We start from the raw sequence: 26,797 nt of genomic DNA, 5'->3' as shown, positions 1-26,797 counted from the left end.
GAGCCTTGCGGGCGGATACTCGAAACAGTGCGTCCGTCCTGGTAGGGCGGGGCGAGGTCGAGTTCGAGTGTGCCCTGGACAAGGTGAAGGACCCGTTCCGGGGGCGGGAGAAACGCGCCGCCCCGCGGACCTCCGTGTTCCGGGCGGCGGCGAACCGATTCCGCTCTCGGCGGCGCAGCGGGCCACATGGTTCGCGCAGCAACTCGAACCGCAGGTCCCGATCTCCATCGCCCAGTACGTGGAGTTCCACGGTGTGCTCGACATCGACCTGCTCCGGCAGGAGACGGTGGAAGCGGCCCGCGAGTTCGAATCACCCTTCCTCAAGGTGTACGCCGTCGAGGGCCGGCCGCTGCAGTATGTGGACCATCGGACGGACACGTCGATCGCGTACATCGACTTCCGCGCGGAAGACGACCCGGTGGCGGCGGCGCACGAATGGATGGAACGTGATTACGTCACGCCGCTCGACCTGAGCGCCGACCGGCTGGTCGAGACGTCGATCCTGCAGACCGGTGACACGCACTTCCTATGGTACAGCAGGATTCACCACGTCGCCCTCGACGGCTACGGGGCCATGACGATGCTGCGCCGCATCGCGCACCGGTATTCCGCGAAAGTCGGGGGCCGCGAACCGGATCCGAACCGGGCGGTGAGTCTGCGGCAGTTGTACGACATCGACAGCCGGTACCGCGCCTCCGAGCGTTTCGTGACCGATCGGGAGTACTGGGCGGCGCGGGTCGCCGGGCTCGAGGGCACCACGCTGGCGCGGACGGCGGGCCAGGTGTCGGCCACCAGCACGGTGGAGAGCGCCATCCTCTCGGACGACGTCGTGGCCGTTCTCGATTCCCGCGACAGCCTGTCGGCGGCGACCATCATCGCGGCCGCGGCATGCTACCTGTCGCGACGTACCGGCAGAACCGATGTGCTGGTGACCATTCCGGTGTCGGCGCGCACCACGGCGGTGCTGCGCAATTCCGGTGGCATGCTCGTCAACGTGGCCCCGATGCCCGTCAGCGTCCGGGCCGACGACACCGTCGCGGAACTGATCGAGAAGGTCCAGCGTGAGCTGGTCGCCGCACTGCGACACCAGCGGTGCAGCCTCGACGACATCCGCCGCGACGCCGGCGACACCGCGACGACGGCACTGTACGGGCCGATGGTGAACGTCATGTTGTTCCGCCAGGAGGTCGCGCTGGGTTCGCTTCTCGGCGATTTCCACATCGTCACGTCGGGTCCGGTCGAGGACCTGCTGATCAACGTGTATCAGAGCGGCACCCCCACCAGGATCTTCGTGGACTTCCGCGCGAACCCCAGCCGCTACGACGACGCGGAACTGCGGGAACACCATCGGCAGTTCGTCGAATTGCTCGAGGAACTGGCCACCGCAGACCCGGCGTCCCGGGTGGGCCGCATCCACGAGACCAGTTCCCGCACCGGCGAACGACTTCTGCGCGAGGCCGAGGAAATCGAGTACTGGCGCCGGCAACTGGACGGGTTACCCGACTTCCTGCCGTTGCCCACCGACCGCCGGCGGCCCGCGAGGTTGTCACCGGCGAGCGACCGGGTCACCGTGGTGGTGCCGGGGGAATTGCACCGTCGCGTGGCCGCACTGGCCGACGCCGCCGGCACCGCCGCCCGCACGGTGTTCCTGACGGCCCTGTCGATCCTGCTCGGCAGGGTCACCGGAAGCAGCGACATCGCCGTCGGAATTGCCGTGGACGTGGGCGATCGCCCGGACACCGTGGTGGTGCGGTCGCGGTACGCGAGCGAGGTGTCGTGCCACGACTATCTGTCGCACGTCCGGGACGTCGCCACCGACGCGGTGGCGCACAGTGATGTTCCGTTCGACCGGCTGGTCCGGGAGCTCGGCGTGTCGGTGTCGGACGCGTACGCACCGATCGTCCAGGTGCTCCTCGACACCCGCACGCCCCGCTCCCCGGGTTCCACCGTCTCCGGCCTCGACCTGTGCGTGACCGTGACCGAAGCGGCCGACGAGTCGGGGGCTCCGGCTGGTGTGGCCGTCGAATTCGGTTTCGCCGCAGAACTGTTCGACGCCCACACGATCCGGGTGGCCGCCGAGCGGTACCTCCGCATACTCGGCGCGATGGCGGCCGACCCCGAGGTTCCGGTCGGAGACATCGAGATCCTCTCCGCGGACGAACGTTCCGCGCTTACACCGGTACGAGGACGGCCGGGCCGGTCCGAGCGCACCCTGCCCGACCTCTTCGCGGACGCCGCCGCGCTGGATCCGGCGGCGACGGCCCTGTCGCGGCAGGGCGAGCAGTTGTCATACCGCGAGCTGGACCGGTGGTCGACACAGGTCGCGCGGATGCTGATCGACCGCGGGGTGGGGCCGGAATCGTTCGTCGCGCTGGCACTGCCGCGCTCGTTCCGGTCGGTGGCGTCCGTGTGGGCCGTCGCGAAGACGGGGGCGGCATTCGTCCCGGTGGACCCGAATTACCCGCCCGACCGAATCGACTACATGCTCGCCGATTCCGGTGCGGTGCTGGGCCTGACGGAGGAGTCGCTGCGGGGAAGCCTCCACGATTCGATTCCCTGGTGCGTGCTCGACGACCCGGACTTCCAGGCCGCCTGCGCGGCCCGGTCGGACAATCCGGTGACCGACTCCGACCGCATCCGGCCCCTGCACCTCGACAATTCCGCGTACCTGATCTACACGTCCGGCTCGACGGGGCAGCCGAAGGGCGTCACCGTCACGCACCGCGGGCTCGACAACTTCGCGGCCGACCAGCAGGAACGTTTCGGCGCCACGAGATCGTCCCGGACACTGCACTTCTCGACGCCGAGTTTCGACGCGTCCGTGTTCGAGTACCTGCAGGCGTTCGGGGTGGGTGCCACGATGGTGGTCGTGCCGCCGTCCGCGTACGGCGGCCCGGAACTGGCCGACCTACTGCGGTCGGAACGTGTCACGCACGGCTTCGTCACCACGGCAGCGCTGGGTACGATCCCGCCGGATTCGCTGGGCGACTTCCTCGACGTGGTCGTGGGCGGTGAGGTCTGCCCGCCCGAACTGGTGGCCCGGTGGGCGCCGGACCGCAGGTTGCACAACGCGTACGGTCCCACCGAAACGACCGTCATGGCGAACATCAGCGCACCGATGACCCCGGGTGACCCCATCACACTCGGCGGTCCGATCAGAGGCGCCGAGGAAGTGGTACTCGACGCCCGGCTCCATCCGGTACCCATCGGGGTACCCGGTGAGCTGTACATCGCCGGTGCCGGTGTGGCGCGGGGCTATCACCGCCGTCCCGGTCTCACCGCGGCGCGGTTCGTCGCCGACCCCTACGGCCGGGGCCGGATGTACCGCACCGGTGACGTGGTGCGGTGGCGGCCCGACCACACGCTCGAGTACCTGCGACGCAGCGACTTCCAGGTGAAGGTGCGGGGTTTCCGCATCGAACTCGGCGAGATCGACGCAATGCTGCAGACACATCCGGACGTGCGGCTGGCCGTCACCATCGGCAGGCCGGGGCCGTCCGGGGACACGGTCCTGGTCTCGTACGTCGTCCCGGCCCCCGGCAGGCCGATCGAGACGACGGAACTGCTGCGACAGGTGCGGAACCGGTTGCCGGCGTACATGGTTCCCTCGGTCGTCGTGGTGCTGGACGAGATCCCGTTGACCCCGGTCGGCAAGCTGGACCGCGCGGCGCTGCCGGAACCGCGGTTCCTGTCCGCCGCCGCCGAGTTCAAGGCGCCTACCGACCCGGTCGAGGAGTCGATCGCCGAAGTCTTCACCGAGGTCCTCGGCGTCGAACGGATCAGTGTCGACGACAGCTTCTTCGACCTCGGCGGAAATTCCCTCGTGGCGACGCGGGTGATCGCGCGCGTCAACGCGGCACTCGGATCGGATGTGGGTGTGCGGGCGTTGTTCGAGGCGCCCACCGTCGAACTGCTGGCCGCCTACGTTCGCCGTGCGGGTACGGAGTTCGTGGACCGACCACCCCTGGTCGTCGGGGAGCGGCCCGACCGGATCCCGTTGTCGCTGGCGCAGCAGCGGATGTGGTTCCTCAACCAGTTCGACACGTCCTCGGTGGCGTACAACATTCCGATGGCCGTGCGCCTCACCGGACCTCTGGACTCGGACACGTTGCGGGCCGCGGTGGGGGACGTGATCGAGCGGCACGAGTCGTTGCGCACCGTGTATCCCGCGTCGACGGACGGGCCGTACCAGGTGATCGTCGACACCGCGGACGTCGTCCCGGACCTCACCCCGCACGTCGACGGCGACGAGTCGCTGCACGAGAGGATCGCGACCCTCCTCGCGGGCGGATTCGACGTGAGTGCGAAGGTGCCGCTGCGCGCGGCGCTGTTGTGGACCGGCCCCGACGAACACGTGCTGGTGATCGTGGTGCATCACATCGCCGCGGACGGGGCGTCGCTGGCGCCGCTGGCCCGCGACCTGATGGTCGCCTACTCGGCGCGCCGGTCCGGGACGCCGCCGAGCTGGGAGCCGCTGCCCGTGCAGTACGCCGACTTCAGCGTGTGGCAGCGTCGCCTCCTCGGCAGCGCCGGCGACGCGGACAGCCTCATGTCCCGGCAGCTGCAGTACTGGCGCGGTGTGCTGGCCGAACTCCCGGAGGTCAGCGCCCTGCCGCTCGACCGGAACAGGCCGGTCACCCGCTCCCTCGAGGGTGCGACCGCGGCGTTCTCGATCGACGCGGGCCTGCACCGGCAACTGCTCCTCCTCGCGCGCGAGCACCACGCAACCCTATTCATGGTGATGCACGCGGCGCTGGCCGTGCTGCTGTCGAGGATGACCGGGTCGGGTGACGTCGCCATCGGCACCCCGATCGCGGGTCGCGGCGAGGCGGCGCTGGACGACCTGGTCGGGATGTTCGTCAACACGCTCGTGCTGCGGACTCCGGTGGAGTCCGGTGAGGTGTTCACCGACGTGCTGGCCCGGGCCCGCGACACAGATCTGGGCGCGTTCGGGCACACCGACGTTCCCTTCGAGAGCGTCGTCGACGAGCTGGCACCTGGCCGGTCGACATCCCACTCGCCGCTGTTCCAGGTGCTGCTCGAATTCCAGAACACCGTGCGCGCCCACCTCGAACTGCCGGGCCTGACCGTCGAGGCGGTCGACGTCGACCCGGGGGTCGCCAAATTCGACCTGCAGCTGTCGCTCGCCGAATACCACGACGAGAAGGGCGCCGCCGCAGGTATGGCCGCCGCCTTCCTGTACGCGACGGACGTGTTCGACCGGACGTCGGTGGAGGGGTTCGGGGAACGATTCGTCCGGGTGCTGCGGGCGGTGGTCGACGACCCGGCGGCGGTGGTGGGGGACATCCCGGTTCTCGGTGCGATCGAGCGCGACCTGGTGCTGGACCGGTGGAACCGTGCGGGTGTCACCGCCGACGCGCAGACCGTGGTCGAGTTGTTCGCGCGGGTGGCCGCGTCGACCCCGGACGCCACTGCGGTCGTGTGCGGTGACGGGACGCTGTCCTACGCCGAACTGGACGAGCGGGCGAACCGGTTGGCCCGGTTGCTGATCGCCGAGGGTGTGGGAACCGAGTCGCTGGTCGCGGTGATGGTGGATCGCACGCCTGCCCTCGTGGTGACGTTGCTGGCGGTGCTCGCCGCCGGTGGCGGGTACGTCCCGGTCGACACCAGCTATCCCGCCGAGCGGGTGGCAGCGATGTTCGAGGACGCGCGGCCCGTCTGCGCCGTGGTGAGCGCGGAATTCGCGTCGCTGGCGCCGACCGGGGTTCCGGTGGTGGCGCTCGACGATCCGTCGACGGCGCGTGCGGTGACGGCACTGTCCGGGCTGCCGGTCACCGACTCGGACCGGTTGCGGCCACTGCGGGCCGACGCCGTCGCGTACGTCATCTTCACGTCGGGGTCGACCGGGCGACCGAAGGGCGTCCAGGTGTCGCATCGGTGCGTCGTCACGCTGCTCGCCAACACGCGGGAGTTGTTCGGGTTCGACTCGTCCGACGTGTGGACGCTGTTCCACTCGTACGCGTTCGACTTCTCCGTCTGGGAACTGTGGGGTGCGCTCGTCCACGGTGGCCGGCTGGTGCTGGTCGACTACTTCACCGCACGGTCGCCGGACACGTTCCTCGAACTGCTGCGCCGGGAACGGGTGACGGTGCTGAACCAGACCCCGACGGCGTTCTACCAGCTGACGGAGGCCGATCGCGCGGCGAACGCCGTCGACGACACCGGCGGATCGCCACTGTCGTTGCGGCACGTGATCTTCGGCGGCGAAGCCCTCGACGTCGGGCAACTGGAGCGGTGGTACACCCGGCACGACGACCGGGCCCCCGTGCTGGTGAACATGTACGGCATCACCGAAACCACGGTGCACGTCAGCTTCCTCGCCCTCGATCGTGCGCTGGCGGCGTCGGTGCCGGGCTCGGTGATCGGCGGCGGACTCCCCGGTCTGCGTGTCTACGTCCTCGACGGCCGGCTGCACCCGGTGCCGCCCGGGGTGGTGGGCGAGCTGTACGTGTCCGGCGACCAGGTGACCCGCGGCTACATCGGCAGGCAGGGTTTGACCGCGACGCGTTTCGTCGCCGACCCGTTCGACCACCACCGGGCGGGCGCGCGCATGTACCGGTCGGGTGACGTCGTGAAGTGGGGTGCGGGCGGCCGGCTCGAGTACATGGGGCGCAGCGACTTCCAGGTGCAGCTGCGCGGGTTCCGGGTGGAACTCGGCGAAGTGGAGGCGGCTCTGGCCGCGTGCCCCGGGGTGGCGCAGTCGGTGGTCGTGGTGCGCGGCGACGACCGGGACGGCGACCGGCTGGTGGGCTACCTGGTCCCGGAGACCGGTGCCGATGTCGATGCGGCGGCGGTACTCGACGCGGTCGGGGCGAGCGTTCCGTCGTACATGGTGCCGGCCGCGGTGGTGGTGATCGACGCCCTGCCCCTGACAGTCAACGGCAAACTCGATCGGAAAGCGCTGCCCGAAGCGGACTTCGGCACGTCGACGGTGGGATTCGCCGCCCCGCGCAATCCGGTGGAGGAGATCGTCGCCGCGGTGTTCGCCGACCTTCTCGGCATCGTCCGGGTGGGGGCGAACGACAGCTTCTTCGCACTCGGAGGGAACTCGCTGACCGCGACCCGGCTCGTCGCGCGCGTCAACGCTGCAGTCGGCGACCGGCTGGGCGTGCGGGACGTGTTCGACGCCCCGACTGTCGCCGGGTTGGCCGCCCGCGCCGAGGCCGGGGACTCCAACCTGGAATCCCGGCCGGCGCCGGCCCCGCGGGACCCGTCGCGGGAGGTCCCCGTCTCGCTCGCACAGCAGCGGATGTGGTTCATCAACCAGTTCGACACGGCCAGTGCGGCGTACAACGTCGCGATCGCGCTCCGCCTCACCGGCACGCTCGACGCGCAGGCGCTGGAGGCGGCCGTCGCCGACGTCGTCGAGCGCCACGAGTCCCTCCGCACCGTCTTCCCCCTCACCGACAGCGGTCCGCGGCAGGTGATCCTCCCGGCAGAGAAGGTGGCGCCCGCTCTCACGCCGCACGCCGTCGAGTCGGTGGACCTCCACGCGGAACTGCACCGCCTGCTCTCCGCCGGGTTCGACGTGACGGCGGAGGCACCGGTTCGGGCCCGGCTGTTCGGGGTGAACGAGCACGAGCACGTGCTGGCCGTGGTCGTGCATCACATCGCGGCGGACGGCTTCTCGATGGTTCCGCTCGCCCGCGACGTCCTGTCGGCGTACACCGCGCGGCGCCGCGGCGCCGCGCCGGACTGGACCCCGCTGCCCGTGCAGTACGCCGACTACACACTGTGGCAACGTGACTGGCTCGGCGACGAAGACCAAGACGGTTCGCCGCTCGCCCGCCAACTCGACTACTGGACCGCGACACTGGCCGACCTCCCGGATGTGCTGGAACTGCCGACGGACCGGCCCCGCCCGGCCGCCCGCACCCTGGGCGCGGGCCGCGTCGAGTTCGAGATCGACCCGGACCTCCACCGGAGCGTCCTGCAGCTCGCACGCAGGCACGGGTCGACCGTGTTCATGGCCCTGCACTCCGCGCTGGCCGTCCTGCTGTCGCGGCTGAGCGCGTCGGACGACGTCGCCGTGGGCACACCCATCGCGGGCCGCGGGGAGGCCGAGCTCGACGACCTGGTCGGGATGTTCGTGAACACTCTCGTGCTCCGGACCCCCGTCGACGGCGCCCGCACGTTCGCCGAGCTGCTCGGGCAGGTCCGCGAGGCCGATCTCGGGGCGTTCACGCACGCGGACGTCCCGTTCGAACGTGTCGTGGAGAGCCTGCGTCCCTCCCGTTCGACGGCGTACTCGCCGCTGTTCCAGGTGATGCTCGAATTCCAGAACACCGAGCGCCCCGAGTTGGAGCTGCCGGGCCTCCACGTCGAACCCCTCGACCTCGCGTTCGACACGATCAATTTCGACCTCCAGCTGACCCTGCGGGAGAACGTCGACGCCGAAGGACATCCCGCGGGCATCAGTGCGGCACTCGGGTACGCCACCGACATCTTCGACGTGGACACGGTGGCCGCGTTCGCCGCGCGCCTGGTCCGGATCCTGAGTGCCGTCATCGAGTCGCCGGACGCCCCGGTCGGCGACGTCGACGTCCTCGGCGCCGGCGAGCGGGTCGCACTGACGTCCGCGAGCGGCGGCCCCGGAGTGGCGGCTCGGACGCTGCCGCAGTTGCTGGCGGCCGCCAGGGCCGCGGACCCGGACGCTGCGGCGCTGTCCTTCGAAGGGCGTCAGGTGTCCTACCGCGACCTCGACGAATGGTCGAACAGGCTCGCCCGGCTCCTGATCGAGCGCGGCGTCGGCCCGGAACAGGTGGTGGCTCTGGCGCTGCCGCGGTCGATCGAATCCGTGCTGGCCGTCTGGTCGGTGGCCAAGACCGGGGCCGCGTTCCTGCCGGTCGACCCGAATCATCCGGCCGAGCGCATCGAGTACATGCTCGGCGACTCGGGCGCCGTCGCCGGTCTCACCACGGCCGCGCTGCAGTCAGCCCTTCCCGCGTCGATCCCGTGGCTGGTGCCGGGCGACCCCGGGACCGAGGCCGAACTCGCGCTGCTCCCGGCGGCGGGGGTGACCGACACCGACCGTACGTCGGCGTTGCACGTGGACCACCCCGCGTACGTCATCTACACGTCGGGATCGACGGGCAGGCCGAAGGGCGTGGTGACCACGCACCGCGGTCTGGCGAATTTCGCTGCGACGGAGCAGAACACGTTCGACACGACGGCGGCGTCCCGCACCCTGCACTTCGCGTCGCCGAGCTTCGACGCCTCCGTGCTGGAGCTGATGCTGGCGGTCGGGCCGGGCGCGACGATGGTGATCGCGTCCCCGTCCGTCTACGGCGGCGAGGAGCTCGCGGATCTGCTGCTGCGCGAGCGGGTCACGCACTGCTTCGTCACCCCGGCGGCGCTCGCCTCGGTCGATCCCGCCGGCCTCGAGAGCGTGCGGTGCGTGGTGACCGGCGGCGAGTCCTGCCCGCCGGAACTGGTGGCCCGCTGGGCGCCGGGCCGGGCCATGTTCGACGCGTACGGTCCGACCGAGTCGACCGTCGTGTCGAGCATCAGCACCCCGCTGGCGCCGGGCGAACCGGTCACGATCGGCGCGCCGACGCTCGGGTTCACCGAGGCGGTCCTCGACGCGCGGCTGCATCCCGTACCGGCGGGGGTCGCGGGGGAGCTGTATCTCACCGGCCCCGCGCTCGCACGCGGCTATCACGGGCGATACGCGCTGACTGCGGAACGCTTCGTGGCCAACCCCTTCGGGCCGGCGGGCAGCCGGATGTACCGGACCGGCGACCTCGTGCGCTGGACGGTGGACGGGCAACTCGACTACCTGGGGCGCACCGACTTCCAGGTGAAGATCCGCGGATTCCGGATCGAGCTCGGCGAGGTCGAATCGGCGCTGCTCGCGCACGGCGACGTGGCGGCGGCGGTCGCCGACGTGCGCCGGGACGAACGGTCCGGCGACCGGCTGATCGGGTACGTGGTCCCCGAACCCGGGGCGGACATCGATCCGGGCGAAGTGCTGCAGTTCGCGGGCACGCGGCTCGCGTCGTACATGGTGCCCGCCGCCGTCGTGGTGATCGCGGCGCTCCCGGTGACGGTCCACGGCAAGCTCGACCGGAAGGCGCTGCCGGAACCGGACTTCGGTGTCGCCGCCACCGACAGTCGTCCGCCACGCACCGAGACGGAGGCGCTGCTCGCCGGTCTGTTCCGGGACGTGCTGGGACTCGAGTCGGTGGGTGTGGACGATTCGTTCTTCGCGCTGGGCGGCGACAGCATCATGTCGATCCAGCTGGTGGCCCGCGCGAAGGCAGCCGGCCTGATCCTCTCCCCGCGGGACGTGTTCGAGCGCAGGACCGTCGCCGGTCTCGCCGAGGTGGCCCACTACGAGCGCGCGGATACCGTGGTGCTGGAGGAACTTCCCGGCGCCGGCGTCGGCCCGGTTCCGCTGACACCCGTCGTCGCGTGGATGCTGGGGCGCAGCGGCGGCCGGCTGGACCGGTTCTCCCAGGCCGTGCTGGTCACCGCGCCGCCCCGGCTCACCCGTGACGATCTCGCCGCCGCCGTCGACGCCGTGCTGGACCGCCACGACATGCTCCGCGCGCGGCTCGCCGTCGACGAGGCGGGGCAGTGGGCCATGACGGTGCTGCCGACCGGATCGGTGCAGGCCGACGCGCTGATCCATCACGTGCCCGTGACGTCGTTCGACGCCGGTGACTTCGACGCCGTGGCGAGAGCGGAACTGAACGCGGCGGCGGACCGCCTGGACCCGGCCTCGGCCAGCATGGTGCAGGTGCTCTGGTTCGACGGTCCCGGCGGGCAGGGGCGGTTGCTGCTGGTCGCGCATCATCTCGTGGTCGACGGCGTGTCGTGGCGGATCCTGATCTCGGATCTGGCGGCGGCCCACACCTGCGTCACCGAGAGGCTGACCGCGGCGCTCCCTGCGGTGGGGACGTCGATGCGGCGGTGGTCGCACGGACTCACCGATGCCGTAGGGCCTCGACGCGCCGAAGCCGGCCGGTGGCAGTCGATCCTGGACGGCCCCGATCCGCTCGTCGGCTCCCGGCCGCTGGATCCCGCAGTCGACGTCGATGCCACGACGGGACGCGTCACCGTGGAAGTACCCGCACACGTCACCGAGGCACTCCTCACCACGCTGCCCGCCGCCTTCCACGGCACCGTCGGCGACGGCCTCCTCACGGCGCTCACGCTGGCGATGATTCGGTGGCGGCGCCGTCGTGGGGTCGAGACGACCGACGTGCTGATCAACCTCGAGGGTCACGGACGCGAAGACCACGTCGTGCCCGGCGCCGACCTGTCCCGCACCGTCGGGTGGTTCACCACACTGTTCCCGGCGCGACTCGACCTCACCGGCATCGGCGTCGACGCCGCCCTCGCCGGCGACGACGCGGCCGGGTCCGCGATCAAGGCGATCAAGGAACAACTCCTCGCCATCCCCGATCACGGCATCGGCTACGGGATGCTGCGGTACCTGGATCCGGTCGGCTCGGAGGCACTGCGCCGATTCCGGCCACCGCAAGTGAGTCTCAACTATCTCGGCCGGGTCGCGACGAGCGGGGGCGACGTGCCCTGGCTGCCCGTCGCGGGCAGCGGGGACCTCGGCGGAACCCAGAACTACGACATGCCCGCCGCCTGGGTCGTGGACGTCAACGCCGCCACCACCGCCCGGGACGGCGCACCGGTACTCACCGCGACGTGGTCGTACCCCACGGGTGTGCTGGCCGCCGAGGACGTGGAAGAGCTGTCCGCACTGTGGGTTCGGGCACTCACCGCCCTGGCCGAGCACGCGAGCCGTCCGGGCGCCGGCGGGCTGACGCCGTCCGATCTCGATCTGGTGTCCGTCGGGCAGACGGACATCGACCGGTTCGAGAGCACCTACCCGGACCTCGCCGACATCTGGCCGTTGTCACCGCTGCAGGCCGGTCTGCTGTTCCACGCGCAGCTGTCCGAGCATCGCCTCGACGCGTATCAGGTGCAACTGGTCCTCGACCTCCGCGGCACCGTCGACTCCGCCAGACTCCGTCGCGCCGCACAGGGCCTGCTCGACCGGCACGCGAACCTCCGGGTGGCGTTCGCGGACACCGGTGGCGGACCGGTCCAGGTGGTACTCGCCAGGGCGACCGCGCCGTGGACCGACGTCGACCTGTCGGATCTCGACGACACCCGGATCGCGACGGAGGCGGCGGCACTCGTCGCGGCCGACCGCGCCGTCCCGTTCGAGATGTCCGAGGCGCCGCTGCTCCGATTCACGTTGCTGCGCACCGCACCCGACCGGTACCGGCTGGTCGTGACCCACCATCACATCCTCCTCGACGGGTGGTCGACGCCACTGGTGATCAAGGACCTGCTCGTCCTCTACGCCACGGACGGCGACACGACGGCCCTGCCCCGCGTCACCTCCTACCGCGACTACCTGCAGTGGATCGGCAGGCAGGACCACGAACGGTCCACGGCCGCCTGGGTATCCGCCCTCGCCGGCTCGGACGAGCCGACGTTCGTGGCGCCCGCCGCGCGCGGCGAGCAGAGCTTCGCCGAACCCGAGGACGTGCGACTCGACGTGGGCGAGGAGAAGACCCGGGCGCTCGAGACCCTCGCGCGGGAGCACGGGCTGACGATGAACACCCTCGTCCAGGTGGCGTGGGGGCTCGTGCTGACCACACTCGGCACACGTGAGGACGTGGTTTTCGGAGCCACGGTGTCCGGCCGCCCACCGGGAGTGGCAGGCATCGAGTCGATGGTCGGGCTGTTCATCAACACGGTGCCCGTCCGGCTGCGCCTGCGCCGCGAGGAGACGCTCGCCGAACTGCTGCAGCGGTTCCAGCGTGAACAGTCCGCCCTCCTCGATCACCACTACGTGGGACTCACCGAGATCCAGCGCGCCGTGGGCGAGGGCGCCGTATTCGACACGCTGACCGTGTTCGAGTCGTATCCGGTGGACCGCATGGGGTTGTCGGAAGACACCGACATCGACGGCATGCACGTCGCCGGGATCGAGGGGATCGACTCCACCCACTACCCGTTCACCCTGATGGCGCACGTCGACACCGGACTGCACCTGCGACTGCGTTACCAGCCGAACGTCTTCCAGAGCGAGTTCGCGGAGTCGGTGACGGCCCGCGTCGCGCGCGTCGTGCAGATCCTGCTGTCGGACATCGACACACCCATCGCCCACCTCACCCTGCTGTCGGAGGCCGAACTCCGGGAGTACACCGCGGTGTCCGGGGCCCCCGCCGGCCCGCCGAAGACCCTGCCCGAGATCCTCACCGCCTCGGCCGGGAACCGGCCGGAGGCGCCCGCACTCGTCTTCGACGGACGCGAGACGAGCTACCGGGAACTCGACGAGCGGTCGAGCGCGCTGGCCCGCGTCCTCGTCGAACGCGGTGCCGGGCCGGAGACGTTCGTGGCGCTCGGGCTACCCCGATCACGGGAATCGGTGCTGGCCGTGTGGGCGGTCGCGAAAGCGGGCGCGGCGTTCGTGCCCGTCGACCCGAACTATCCCGCCGACCGCATCGAGCACATGCTGGCCGATTCCGGTGCGGCACTGGGTGTGACGACGTCGGCACACCGGCACCGATTGCCCGGTTCCGTGCCGTGGCTGGTGCTGGACGATCCGGCCTTCGACAGCACGTGGGCCGCCGCATCGCCGGTCCGCGTCACCGACCTGGACCGCCGGTCGGTGCTCGACGTCGACCACGCCGCGTACGCGATCTACACGTCCGGGTCCACCGGCAGGCCGAAGGGCGTCGTCGTCACCCACCGCGGTCTGGCGAACCTGCTCACCGAACAGACCGAGCACTACACCGTCTCGCCCGACGCCCGGTGCCTGCACATCTGTTCACCCAGCTTCGACGTGGCGATACTCGAACTCGTCCAGTCGTGTGCGGCCGGGGCGACGCTCGTCATCGCTCCCCCCGACGTCTACGGCGGGGCGGAACTGGCCGCGCTGCTGCGGCGCGAACGCGTCACCCACGCCTGCATCACCCCGGCAGTCCTGGCCACCGTGGAGCGCGACCGCATCGAGCACCTCGAGGCGCTCGTCGTGGCCGGCGACGCTGTCGGCGACGAACTGGTCGCCGCGTGGGGTGCGGATCGGGCGATGTACAACGGGTACGGTCCCACCGAGGCCACCATCCTCACCACCTTCAGCCGGCCGATGAGCCCGGGCGAACCGGTCACCATCGGAAGCCCCGTCCGCGGCATCGCGCTGTCGGTCCTCGACGCGCGGCTGCAGCCCGTTCCGGCCGGGGTGCCCGGCGAGCTGTACATCGCGGGACCGGCGCTGGCCCGCGGATACCACCGGCGGCCGGCTCTCACCGCGGAGCGGTTCGTCGCCGACCCCTACGGCGGCGGCCGGATGTACCGCACGGGCGACGTGGTGCGGTGGCGTCGCGACCACACCCTCGAATACCTCGGGCGCAGCGACTTCCAGGTGAAGATCCGCGGTCAGCGCGTCGAACTGGGCGAGATCGATTCGGTTCTCACCACCCACCCACACCTCGACTTCGCCGCGACTCTCGGCAGGCCGGGCCCGCTGGGGGACACCGCACTGGTGTCGTACGTGCTGCCGCACGACGGCGAGGAGGTGGCGGCGCCGGACGTGCTCGCGTTCGCGGGCCGGATCCTCCCCAAATACATGGTGCCCGCCGCGGTGGTGGTCCTCGACGAGATTCCACTGACCCCCGTCGGCAAGCTCGACCGGAAAGCGCTGCCCGCGCCGGAATTCACGTCGGCGACCATCGGCTACCGGGCGCCCACCACTCCGGTCGAGGAGGCCGTCGCGCAAGTGTTCGCCGACGTGCTCGGTGCCCCGCGCGTCGGTGCGGACGACAGCTTCTTCGAACTCGGCGGCGACTCGCTCAGCGCCACCCGGGCGGTGGCGCGCATCAACTCCGCCCTCGACGCCGGGATCGGCGTGGCCGCACTGTTCGACGCGCCCGTCGTCGCCGATCTGGCGGTCCGGATCGACTCGGCGGCGACGGCGACCACCCCGTCGGTGGCACTCGCCGCACGACCACGCCCCGACCGGATCCCGTTGTCGCTGGCGCAGCAACGCATGTGGTTCGTCAACCAGTTCGACACGTCCTCGCCTGCCTACAACATCCCGATCGCCCTGCGGCTGACCGGAGTCCTCGATCACGCCGCCCTGCTCGCTGCGGTCGGTGACGTCGTCGAGCGGCACGAATCACTCCGCACCGTGTTTCCCGGGTCGGTGGACGGACCGCACCAGGTGATCGTCGATCCCGGGCGGGCCACCCCCCGCCTCGATCCGGTGGCCGTCGCCGGTGACCGTGCACTGCGGGACGCCCTCGCAGCCCTCGTCGGCGCCGGTTTCGACGTGAGCGACGAGATCCCGTTCCGCACAATGCTGTTCGAGCTGGAACCCGAGCAGCACGTCCTCGCCATCGTCGTGCACCACATCGCCGCCGACGGGTTCTCCATGATGCCGCTGGCCCGCGACGTCATGCTCGCGTACACCGCCCGGACAGTGGGGGACACCCCCGGCTGGACCCCGCTGCCCGTGCAGTACGCCGACTACAGCGTGTGGCAACGGGACTTCCTCGGTGCGGTCGACGACCCCGACTCGGTGCTGTCGAGGCAGCTGGGCTACTGGACGGACACCCTGTCCGGTGCGCCCGAGGTGCTGCAGATCCCGGTCGACCGGCCGCGCCCCGCCCAGCGGTCGTACCGCGGGGACGTCGTCGAATTCGACGTCCCGGCCCGGCTGCACCGGGCATTGAACACGATCGCGGCCCGACATAATTCGACGCTGTTCATGGCGGTCCACGCGGCGTTCGCCGTCCTGCTGTCCCGGTTGTCGGGCACGGACGACGTCACGATGGGTACGCCCGTCGCCGGTCGCGGGCAGGCGGTACTCGACGACGTGGTGGGCATGTTCGTCAACACGCTCGTCCTGCGGACGGCGGTGGATCCGCGGGCGTCGTTCGGTGAGGTACTGACTGCGGTCCGGGCCGCCGATCTCGGTGCGTTCGAGCACGCGGACATCCCGTTCGAGCGGCTGGTCGACCATCTCGCCCCCGAACGATCCACGTCGCACACCCCTCTGTTCCAGGTGCTCATCGAATTCCGGAACGCGGAGGGCACCCACCTCGAACTGCCCGGACTCACCGTCGACTCGCTCGACGTGGACCTGGGCGTCGCGAAGTTCGACCTGGAACTGAGCGTCGCCGAACAGATCGACACGGACGGCGCACCGGCCGGACTCGCTGCCGGACTGCGGTTCGCGACGGACGTGCTCGATCGCGGCACCGTGGCGCGGTTCGGGGACCGGTTCCTGCGGGTGCTCGAGTCGGTCGCCGCTGCCGAGGGGATCCCGGTGGGCGACATCGAGATCCTGGACACGGTGGAGCGGGATCTGGTGCTGCCGGCGCTCGCCGAGCCCGCCGCGCCGGACGCCACCCTGGCGGAACTGTTCGAGCGGGCCGCGCGGCGTTCCCGGCACGCGACGGCCGTCGCGTGCGAAGGCGTCTCGCTCACCTACGAAGAGCTGGACACCCGGGCGAATCGTCTGGCGCGGTTGCTGATCGTGCGGGGCGCCGGCCCCGAGACGCTGGTGGCCGTCGCCGCCGCGCGGTCCGTGGATCTGGTGGTGGCGCTGCTCGCGGTGGTGAAGTCGGGCGCCGGTTATGTGCCCGTGGACGTCACGTACCCGGCGGAGCGGCTCGCGTTCGTGTTCGCCGACGCCCGGCCGGTGTGTGTGCTGACCACCGAGGCCGAATCCGACGCGGTCCGGGCGAGCGGGGTCCCGCTCCTCCTCGCGGACAGCGCGGAGACGGTGGCCGAACTCGACCGTACGTCTCCGCTGCCGGTGACCGACGGCGACCGGACCGGGCCACTGCGCCCGGACTCGGTGGCGTACGTCATCTACACCTCCGGCTCGACGGGCCTGCCGAAAGGCGTTCAGGTGGCGCACCGCAACGTCGTCACCCTGTTCGCGAACACGCAGCCCCTGTTCGGGTTCGATGCCTCCGACGTGTGGACGATGTTCCACTCGGCGGCATTCGACTTCTCCGTGTGGGAGTTGTGGGGTGCGCTGCTCCACGGCGGCCGGCTGGTGGTGGTCGACTACTTCACCACCCGCTCACCCGACGTGTTCCTGCGACTGCTGCGGGACGAGAACGTCACCGTCCTGAATCAGACCCCCACCGCCTTCTACCAACTCGCCGAGGCGGACCGGGTGGCCGGTGCCGCCGAACTCCCCCTCCGCGTCGTGGTGTTCGGCGGCGAAGCCCTCGACCTGGGGCAGCTCACCCGCTGGTACGCGCGGCGCGTCGACACCGCCCCGGTGCTGGTGAACATGTACGGCATCACGGAAACCACCGTGCACGTCAGTCACCTGCCGCTGGACGAGGAACTCGCAGCGTCCGCCTCGGCCTCCGTGATCGGCCGGGCGCTGCCCGGCCTGCGCGTCTACGTGCTCGACACCCGCCTGCACCCGGTGCCGCCGGGAGTGGTCGGGGAACTCTACGTGTCGGGCGCGCAGGTGTCCCGGGGTTATCTGGGCCGGTTCGCGCTCACGTCGACCCGGTTCGTGGCCGACCCCTACACACCCGGGTCGCGGATGTACCGGTCCGGCGACCTCGGCCGGTGGAACACGGACGGCCAGCTGGAATATCTGGGCCGCAACGACTTCCAAGTCCAGGTCAAGGGTTTCCGCATCGAGCTCGGCGAGGTGGAGTCCGCGCTCCTCGACTGCGACGGTGTGGCGCAGTCGGTGGTGCTGGCGCGGCGCGAACGACTGGTGGGCTACGTGGTGCCCGAGGCGGGCCGGGTGCTGGACCCGGCCGGAATCGTCGACGCGGTCGCCGGCCGGCTGGCGGCGCACATGGTGCCCGCGGCCGTGGTGGTGCTCGACGCCCTGCCTCTCACCGTGAACGGCAAACTCGACCGCCGGGCGCTGCCCGAACCGGACTTCGGACGGCAGGTGTCGCTCGGTCGTGCCCCCGCCACGGAGACCGAGCGGATCCTGGCCGCCCTGTTCGCCGAGGTCCTCGGAATCGAATCGGTGGGTGTCGACGATTCGTTCTTCGCGGTGGGCGGCGACTCCATCATGTCGATTCAGCTCGTCACCCGGGCGAAGGCCTCCGGGGTGGTGATCACCCCGCGGGACGTGTTCGAACGCAAGACGGTTGCCGCACTCGCGGAGGTCGCGACCGCGGGGGAGGAGACCGTCACGCTGGAGGAGTTGCCCGGCGGCGGCGTCGGCGAGTTGCCGCTGACCCCGATCGTGCACTGGATGCTCGGCAGGGACGGCGATTTCCGGCGGTACTCCCAGGCCGCGCTGTTCACGACCCCCGCCGCACTGGACGAAGACACGCTGACGGCGGCGATGCAGGCCGTCCTGGACCGGCACGACATGCTGCGCGCCCGGCTGTACCGCAGCGACCGGGCCGAGCGCGGTGCGGCGATGGTGGTCGCGCCACCCGGCTGGGTGCGGGCGACCGCCGTGGTGCGCACGGTGCCGCCCGACGCCGCGGACTCGTTCACCCAGGCCGCGTCCCGCGAACTGGACGCCGCCGCGGGCCGGCTCGACCCGGAGTCGGGGGTGATGGTGCAGGCGGTGTGGTTCGCGAGCAGCGCGACGCCGGCCGCCGCCGGACGGCTGCTGATCGTTGCCCATCACGTGGTGGTCGACGGGGTGTCGTGGCGCATCCTCGTTCCCGACCTCGCCCTCGCCTGCGCTCAGGTGCTGTCGGGTGAGCCGCCTACCCTGCCCGGCACCGGCACGTCGATGCGCCGGTGGGCGCACGCCCTCACGGACGTGGCGCAGGAACCCTCCCGCACAGCCGAACTCGACCTGTGGCGGCGGATGCTCGACACCCCGGACCCGCCGCTCGGGTCGCGGCCCCTCACGGCATCCGACGTCCAGACCTCCGACGTCGAGGTCCAGCTCTCCGTCGAAGTGACGGAGGCGCTGCTGACGACGCTGCCACAGGCCTTCCACGGGAGCGTCGGCGACGGACTGCTGACGGCGCTGGCGTTGGCGCTCGTACGCTGGCGCCGGGCGCGCGGGATCGAGTCGTCCGGCGCGCTGGTGAATCTCGAGGGGCACGGTCGTGAGGAGCAGGTGGTTCCGGGCGCCGATCTCGCCCGCACCGTCGGCTGGTTCACCACGATCTTCCCGGTGGGCCTCGACCTGAGCGGCGTGGACGTCGACGACGCGTTCGCCGCCGGACCCGCCGCCGGTGCTGCGGTCAAGGCGGTGAAGGAGCGGTTGCAGTCGATCCCCGACCACGGCATCGGGTTCGGGCTGCTCCGTTACCTCGACGCCGAGACGGCTCCGGAACTCGCGGCCCTGCCGAACGCGCAGGTGAGTTTCAACTACCTCGGCAGGCTCGGTTCGGGTTCCGCGGCGGACGGCGACTGGACGCCGGTCTCCGACGCGGGGCTCGCCGCCGCCGCGCATTCCGGGCTGCCCGCGGCGGCCGTCGTCGACGTGAACGCCAGGACCACCGACACCGCCGCAGGTCCCACGCTTACCGCCACGTGGTCGTTCCCCGTCGGGGTGATCGCCGCCGACGACGTCGGCGAACTCGCGGGGCTGTGGGTCAGCGCGCTCGGGGCCCTCACCGCACACGCCCGGTCCGGTGGCGGCGGCTTCACCCCGTCCGACCTGAACCTCGTCCGGCTCGGCCAGAGCGCGATCGACGACCTCGAGCGCCGCTACCCGGCGATGACCGACGTCTGGCCGCTGTCGCCGCTGCAGGCGGGCATGCTGTTCCATGCCGAACTGGCCGACGAATCGGTGGACGCGTACCTCGTCCAGCTGATCCTCGACCTCGGCGGCGACGTCGATGCCGAACGACTGCGCCGGGCCGCCGGCGCCGTCCTCGACCGCCACCCGAACCTGCGCAGCGCGTTCTGTCACGACACCGAGGGCGGGGCCGTGCAGGTGGTCTCGGGCCGGGTTGCGGTGCCCTGGCAGGAGAGCGACCTGAGCGGACTGGACGAGGACGCGGCGACCGCCGAGATCGAGCGACTGCTGGCCGCCGACCGGACCACCCCCTTCGACATGGCCACCGCACCGCTGATCCGGTTCCTGCTGGTGCGGACGGCCGGCGGCCGCTGCCGACTGGTGTCGACGAACCACCACATCCTGCTCGACGGCTGGTCGATGCCGCTGATGATCCGGGAACTGCTCACGCTGTACGCCACGAATGCCGACCCGGCGCCGCTGCCCCGCGTACGGGACTACCGCGACTACCTGGCGTGGTTGAACGGGCGCGACACCGACCTGGCCGCGCGGGCCTGGGCGGACACCCTCGCGGGGGTCGAGGAACCGACGCTGCTGGTGCCCGCCGATCGGGCTCGCCAGCTGTCGACCGTGTCGCGGGAGTGGGTGTTCGACCTCGACGAGGACCGGACCGACCGGCTGCGCGAATCCGCGCGCGCTCGCGGGCTCACCCTCAACAGCATTCTGCAGACGGCATGGGGCATCGTGCTGGGGATGCTCACTGGACGCGACGACGTCGTGTTCGGCGCCACCGTCTCCGGCCGGCCGCCGGAACTCTCCGGCATCGAGACGATGGTCGGGCTGTTCATCAACACCGTGCCGGTGCGCGTCACGCTGCGCCCGGAGGAGACGCTCGGCGCGTTGCTGGAGCGGGTGCAGGCCGAGCAGGCGGCAATGCTCGATTACCACTACACGGGTCTCGCCGAGATCCAGGACGCCGCGGGTCCCGGCGTCGGGTTCGACACGCTCACCGTGTTCGAGTCGTACCCGGTGGACCGGGCCGGGCTGTCGGAGGACACCGACATCGCCGGGCTCCGCGTGACCGGCGTGGATGCCCGCGACGCCGCCCACTACCCGCTGAGCCTCGTCGCGTCGGCGGCGGCGAGCCTGCACCTGAAGTTCGAGTACGTGCCCGACCTGTTCGCCCCCGGTGTGATCGAGGACATCGCCGAGCGGGTGGTGCGGGTGCTCGACGCCTGCACCGGTCCCGACGTGCCGCTCGCCCGGCTGTCGCTGCTGACCGAGCGCGAACGCGCGGAACTGGTACCGGTCCGCGGTGGTCCCGCCGGCTCCGTCCGCACGCTCCCGCAGATCTTCACGGACGCCGCCGCGGTCGAACCGGATGCGGTCGCCCTGTCGTCCGGCGGCGTCGAGGTGTCGTACCGGGAGCTGGACGAGCGGTCCAACCGGCTCGCCCGTGCTCTGATCGACCGCGGACTCGGCCCGGAAACATCGGTGGCCGTGGGTATCCCACGCTCGATCGAGTCGGTGCTGTGTGTCTGGGCGGTGGCCAAGACCGGGGCCGTGTTCGTACCCGTCGACCCCAACTATCCGGGCGAGCGCATCACGCACATGCTCACCGATTCGGAGTGCGCACTCGGGCTGACGACGTCCGAGCATCGCGCCCGCCTGCCCGAGAACATCGGCTGGCTGGTTCTCGACGACGCGGCGTTCGCCGCCGAGTGCGCGGCCGGATCCGCGGAACCGGTCCACGACCGCGACCGCACGGCACCGGTCACCCTCGACTCGGCCGCATATCTCGTCTACACATCGGGGTCCACCGGCAGGCCGAAAGGCGTGACCGTGACGCACCGCGGTCTCGACAATTTCGCGCGCGACCAACTCGCCCGCTTCGGTGCGGATCCCGAGTCCCGGACACTGCACTTCTCGACACCGAGCTTCGACGGATCCGTGTTCGAATACCTGCAGGCGTTCGGCGCGGCGGCGACGATGGTGATCGCGCCGACCACCGTCTTCGGCGGCGACGAACTCGCCCAGCTGATCCGGGACCGGCACGTCACGCACGCATTCGTCACCACAGCGGCGCTCGCGTCCCTCGACCCGGCGGGGCTGGATCAGTTCACCGACGTCGCCGTCGGCGGCGAGGCCTGTCCGCCCGAACTCGTGTCCCGGTGGGCGCCGGGGCGCCGGTTGTACAACGCGTACGGGCCGACCGAGACCACGATCATGTCCAACATCAGCGATCCCCTGGCCCCGAGGGAGCGCATCACCATCGGCGGACCGATCCGCGGTGTCACGGAGTTGGTGCTGGATTCCCGGTTGCAGCCGGTTCCGGTCGGGGTTCCGGGGGAGTTGTACCTCGCCGGCGCGGGACTGGCGCGCGGCTACCACCGCCGCCCCGGGCTGACGGCGGAACGGTTCGTCGCCGACCCCGCCGATCCCGGGGAACGGATGTACCGCACCGGCGACATCGTGCGCTGGACCGCCGAGCACGTCATCGAGTACCTCGGCCGCAGCGACTTCCAGGTGAAGGTGCGCGGGTTCCGCATCGAACTCGGCGAGATCGACACCACCCTCGTGGCGGACCCCGACGTCCGGTTCGCCGTCACGGTCGCCTACCGCGGACCGGCCGGGGACACACTCCTCGCGTCCTACGTCGTGCCCGCACCCGAACGTGCCCTCGACACCGAGACGATCACCCACCGGCTCGCGAGCAGACTGCCCGCCCACATGGTTCCGTCCTCGATCACGGTGCTGGACGAGATCCCGCTGAACGCCGTCGGCAAGTTCGACCGCAAAGCCCTGCCCGCACCCGAATTCGACGTCGGCACGCGCGAATACCGGGCACCCGCCGATCCGGTCGAGGAGACGGTGGCCGAGGTCTTCGCGGAGGTCCTCGGCCTCGACCGGGTGAGCGCGGATGCGGGATTCTTCGACCTCGGCGGCAACTCGCTGAGCGCGACCCGCGCGGTGGCCCGCCTGCGCGCCGCACTCGACACCGACATCGGCGTGCGGGCATTGTTCGAGGCGCCCACCGTCGAGGCATTCGCCGCGCGCATCGAGCATGCGGGAGCGGGTCCGTCGGGCCGCCCCGCCCTCACCGCCGGAGCCCGGCCCGACCGCATCCCGCTGTCCTACGCCCAGCAACGCATGTGGTTCATCAACCAGTTCGACACGAGTTCGCCCGCCTACAACATCCCGATGGTGGTGCGGCTCACCGGCGACCTCGACGTGGATGCGCTGACCGCAGCGGTGACGGATGTCGTGACCCGGCACGAGTCGTTGCGCACCCGCTTCCCGCTCCGCGACGGCGAACCCGTCCAGGAAATCCTGTCGCCCACCGGCCACCAAGGCTGTGGCCGATCAGAACAAGCGCCGATGCTCGCCCCGACCGCGGTCGTGGACGAAGACCTCCTCCGGGAGGAGCTCACCCGGCTGGTGTCGGCCGGCTTCGACGTCGCCGCCGCCGTCCCGCTGCGCGTCGCCCTGTTCTCCCTCGACCCGACGGATCATGTGCTCGCCGTGGTGGTCCACCACATCTCGGCCGACGGCTTCTCCATGGCACCGCTGGTGCGGGATGTGATGATCGCGTACGAGTCCCGCGTCCACGGTCGCGCCCCTGCATGGACGCCGTTGCCCGTGCAGTACGCCGACTACACACTGTGGCAACGCAGGCTACTGGGGTCCGAGGACGACCCCGGGTCGCTGATCTCGCGGCAACTGGCCTACTGGGAGTCGGCGCTGGCCGGGCTGCCCGAACTCCTCGAACTGCCCGCCGACCGTCGGCGTCCCGCGCAGCAGTCGTTCCGCGGCGAGCGGGTGCGCTTCGCGATCGCCCCCGGCCTGCACGAGCGGATCCGGATGGCGGCGCGAGAGCACCGGTCCACCGAGTTCATGATCGTGCATGCCGCACTCGCCGTGCTGCTCGGCCGGCTCGGCGGCACCGGGGACGTGGCGATCGGCACCCCGATCGCCGGCCGCGGCGAGGCGGCCCTCGACGACCTCGTCGGCATGTTCGTCGGCACGCTGGCCCTGCGCACCCCGGTGGAGGCAGGACAGCCGTTCCGTGACCTGCTCGGTCGGGTCCGCGACGCCGATCTCGGCGCCTTCGCGCACGCCGACCTGCCTTTCGAACGGGTGGTGGACGCCGTCGGACCGGTGCGGTCGACCGCCCACTCGCCGCTCTTCCAGGTGTCCCTCGAATTCCAGAACACCGAGAATCCCGCTCTGCGGTTGCCGGGGCTGACCGTCGAGGGGCTCGATCCCGACCTCGCCGTCGTGAAGGTGGACCTCGAGGTGATCCTCGACGAGCGGTTCGCCGTCGATGGCAGCGCTGCGGGCATGGTGGGTGCGATCGACTACGCGACCGACCTGTTCGACGCCGACACGGTGCGCGGGTTCGCAGAACGGTTCGTGCGCATCCTCGACACCGTCACCGCGGAACCCGGTGTTCCGGTCGGCGACATCGAGATCCTCGGCACCGACGAAGTCGCGGCGCTCACCCCGGCGCGCGGTGCACCCGACGCCCCGAATGTCCTGCTGCCGGAACTGCTCTCGGCGGCGGCCGAACGAGACCGGAGCGCCGATGCGGTGTCGTACCGGGGCCGGACGATCAGCTACCGCGAACTCGACGAATCCTCCAACCGGTTGGCGCGCCGCCTGATCGAGGACGGTGCGGGTCCGGGAACCACCGTCGCTCTGAGCCTGCCGCGCTCGATCGAATCGGTGCTGTCGGTGTGGGCCGTCGCTCGAACGGGCGCCGCGTTCCTGCCGGTCGACCCCGGGTATCCACTCGACCGCATCGAGCACATGCTCACCGATTCCGGGGCGGTGTCCGGGGTGACCCTCCGGGCACACCGAGATCGGCTGCCCGGCACCGTGAACTGGATCGTGCTCGACGACGCCGAAGCCGAGGAGCGGATCCAGGTGCAGTCGCCTGCCCCCGTCACCGACGCGGACCGGACGGCGCCGCTGCACGAAGCGCATCCCGCGTACCTCATCTACACGTCCGGATCCACGGGTATCCCCAAGGGAGTGGCCGTCACGCACCGCGGCCTGGCGAACCTCGCCGCGGAGGAGCGCGACCGTCTCGCCGTCACACCCGGCGCCCGGGTGCTGCACTTCGCGTCGCCGAGTTTCGACGCCTCCGTGTTCGAACTGGTCATGGCGTTCTGCGCGGGTGCGACGCTGGTGATCGCCCCGCCGACGATCTACGGCGGCACCGAACTGGCCGGACTGCTGAGCGACGAGCGGGTATCCCACGGATTCGTCACCCCGACCGCACTGGCGTCGATGGACCCCCTCGGCTTCGAGTCGCTGCAGACGCTGGTCGTGGCCGGTGAGGCCTGTCCACCCGAACTCGTCGCCCGGTGGGCGCCCGGCCGCCGGATGTTCAACGCCTACGGTCCGACCGAGACCACGATCATGTCGAACATCAGCGAGGCGCTGGTGCCGGGCGACCCGATCACGCTCGGCGCACCGACCCGCGGCGTCTCGGAGGTGGTGCTGGATTCACGGCTGCGCCCGGTGCCGGTCGGTGTGGTCGGTGAGCTGTATGTGTCGGGACGCGCCCTGGCGTTCGGGTATCACCGTCGGCCCGGTCTGACGGCCTCCCGGTTCGTGGCCGCCCCCTGGGGCGCCCCGGGCGAGCGGATGTACCGCACGGGAGACGTGGTGCGGTGGCGCCGGGACGGCACCCTCGAGTACGTCGGGCGCAGCGACTTCCAGGTGAAGATCCGCGGGTTCCGCATCGAACCCGGCGAGATCGACGCCGCACTCACCGATCATCCCGACGTCGGGTTCGCCGTCACCATCGGCCGTGCCGGGCCTGCCGGGGAACCGCTGCTCGTCTCGTATGTCCGTGCGATCGGCGGCGCGGACATCGACCCCGCGGAACTCACCAGGCTCGTCGGGGAGCGTCTGCCCGCCCACATGGTGCCCGCCGCGATCGTCGTCCTCGACCAGATTCCACTGACGCCGGTGGGCAAGCTGGATCGCGCCGCACTGCCCGCACCCGATTTCCTCTCTGGCGTCCGCTTCCGGTTGCCCGCGAACGACCTCGAGGCGGCAGTCGTGGAGGTCTTCGCCGAGGTGCTCGGTCTCGACCGGGTGGGGGCCGAGGACAACTTCTTCGAGAGGAGCGGAAACTCCCTGCTCGCCACGAAGGTGATCGCCGCCCTGCAGGAGAGACTCGATCGGAAGATCCCGCTGCAATGGATGTTCCTCGATCCGACCCCGGCCGGCCTCGCCCGCAGGATCGCTCTGCCGTCGGCGGAGGGCGGTGTGACGGAGGCGCTGGGGGTGGTGATTCCGCTGCGCACCGAGGGCGCCGGACGACCGCTGTTCTGCGTCCACCCGGGAATCGGGCTCTCCTGGGGGTATGCGGGTCTCGTCCGGTATCTGCCGGCCGACCGCCGCGCGTTCGGACTGCAGTTGCCCACGATCAGCGGGGACGGCGACTACCAGTCGATCGAACAACTCGCGCACCGGTACGTCGAGGAGATGAAGGCCATCCAGCCGGAGGGACCGTACGACCTGCTCGGCTGGTCGCTGGGCGGGGTCATCGCGCACGCGATGGCCGTCGAACTGCAGAGGGCCGGCGACGACGTCGCCACACTGGCGGTCATGGACAGCTATCCCGACAACGGCGAGGATCCGCTGTTCGGGAAGCTCGACATGCGGGATCTGCTGCGCGGCCTGGGGCTCGTCGTCGCCACCGACGGCGACCTCACCTACGAACGCGCGGCGCAACTGCTGAACGAATCGTGGGGCAGTGACTCCGGACTGCGCGGAGAACACCTCGAGCGAATCAACGCCGGATACGAGAATTCGCGAAACCTGGTCCACCGGTTCAATCCGCAGGTCTACGATGGCGAGCTGCTGATCTTCCCCGCGACCGGCGACGACGACGGCGCCACGCGCGCCCGGTCGGCGGACGAGTGGCGGCCGCTCGTGACAGGTCGAATCGTGGAGCATCCGGTGGACTGCGGGCACAACGACATGATCGAGCCGCAGTCCCTCGCCGTCATCGGTCCGGTGCTGTCGAGGTATCTCGAGGCCGATCGCACCCGGCACCGCGAGAACCGAATCCGCTGA

Annotated in this window: 1 protein-coding gene; it reads left to right on the top strand. The window is 70.8% G+C overall.

Translation table 11 applies throughout. The annotated features are described in order from the left end of the window. Positions 1 to 67: 67 nt before the first annotated feature. The gene (locus tag AZG88_RS00160; RefSeq protein WP_061696759.1) at positions 68 to 26,797 is read left to right on the top strand and encodes a non-ribosomal peptide synthase/polyketide synthase; all 26,730 of its coding nucleotides are present in this window, start codon (positions 68 to 70) and stop codon (positions 26,795 to 26,797) included.

The sequence above is a fragment of the Rhodococcus sp. LB1 genome (assembly GCF_001583455.1).
GTDB classification, from domain to species: domain Bacteria; phylum Actinomycetota; class Actinomycetes; order Mycobacteriales; family Mycobacteriaceae; genus Rhodococcus_F; species Rhodococcus_F opacus.
The sequence above is the reverse complement of the archived record's forward strand: the minus strand, read 5'-3'. Positions and strand labels throughout refer to the sequence as shown.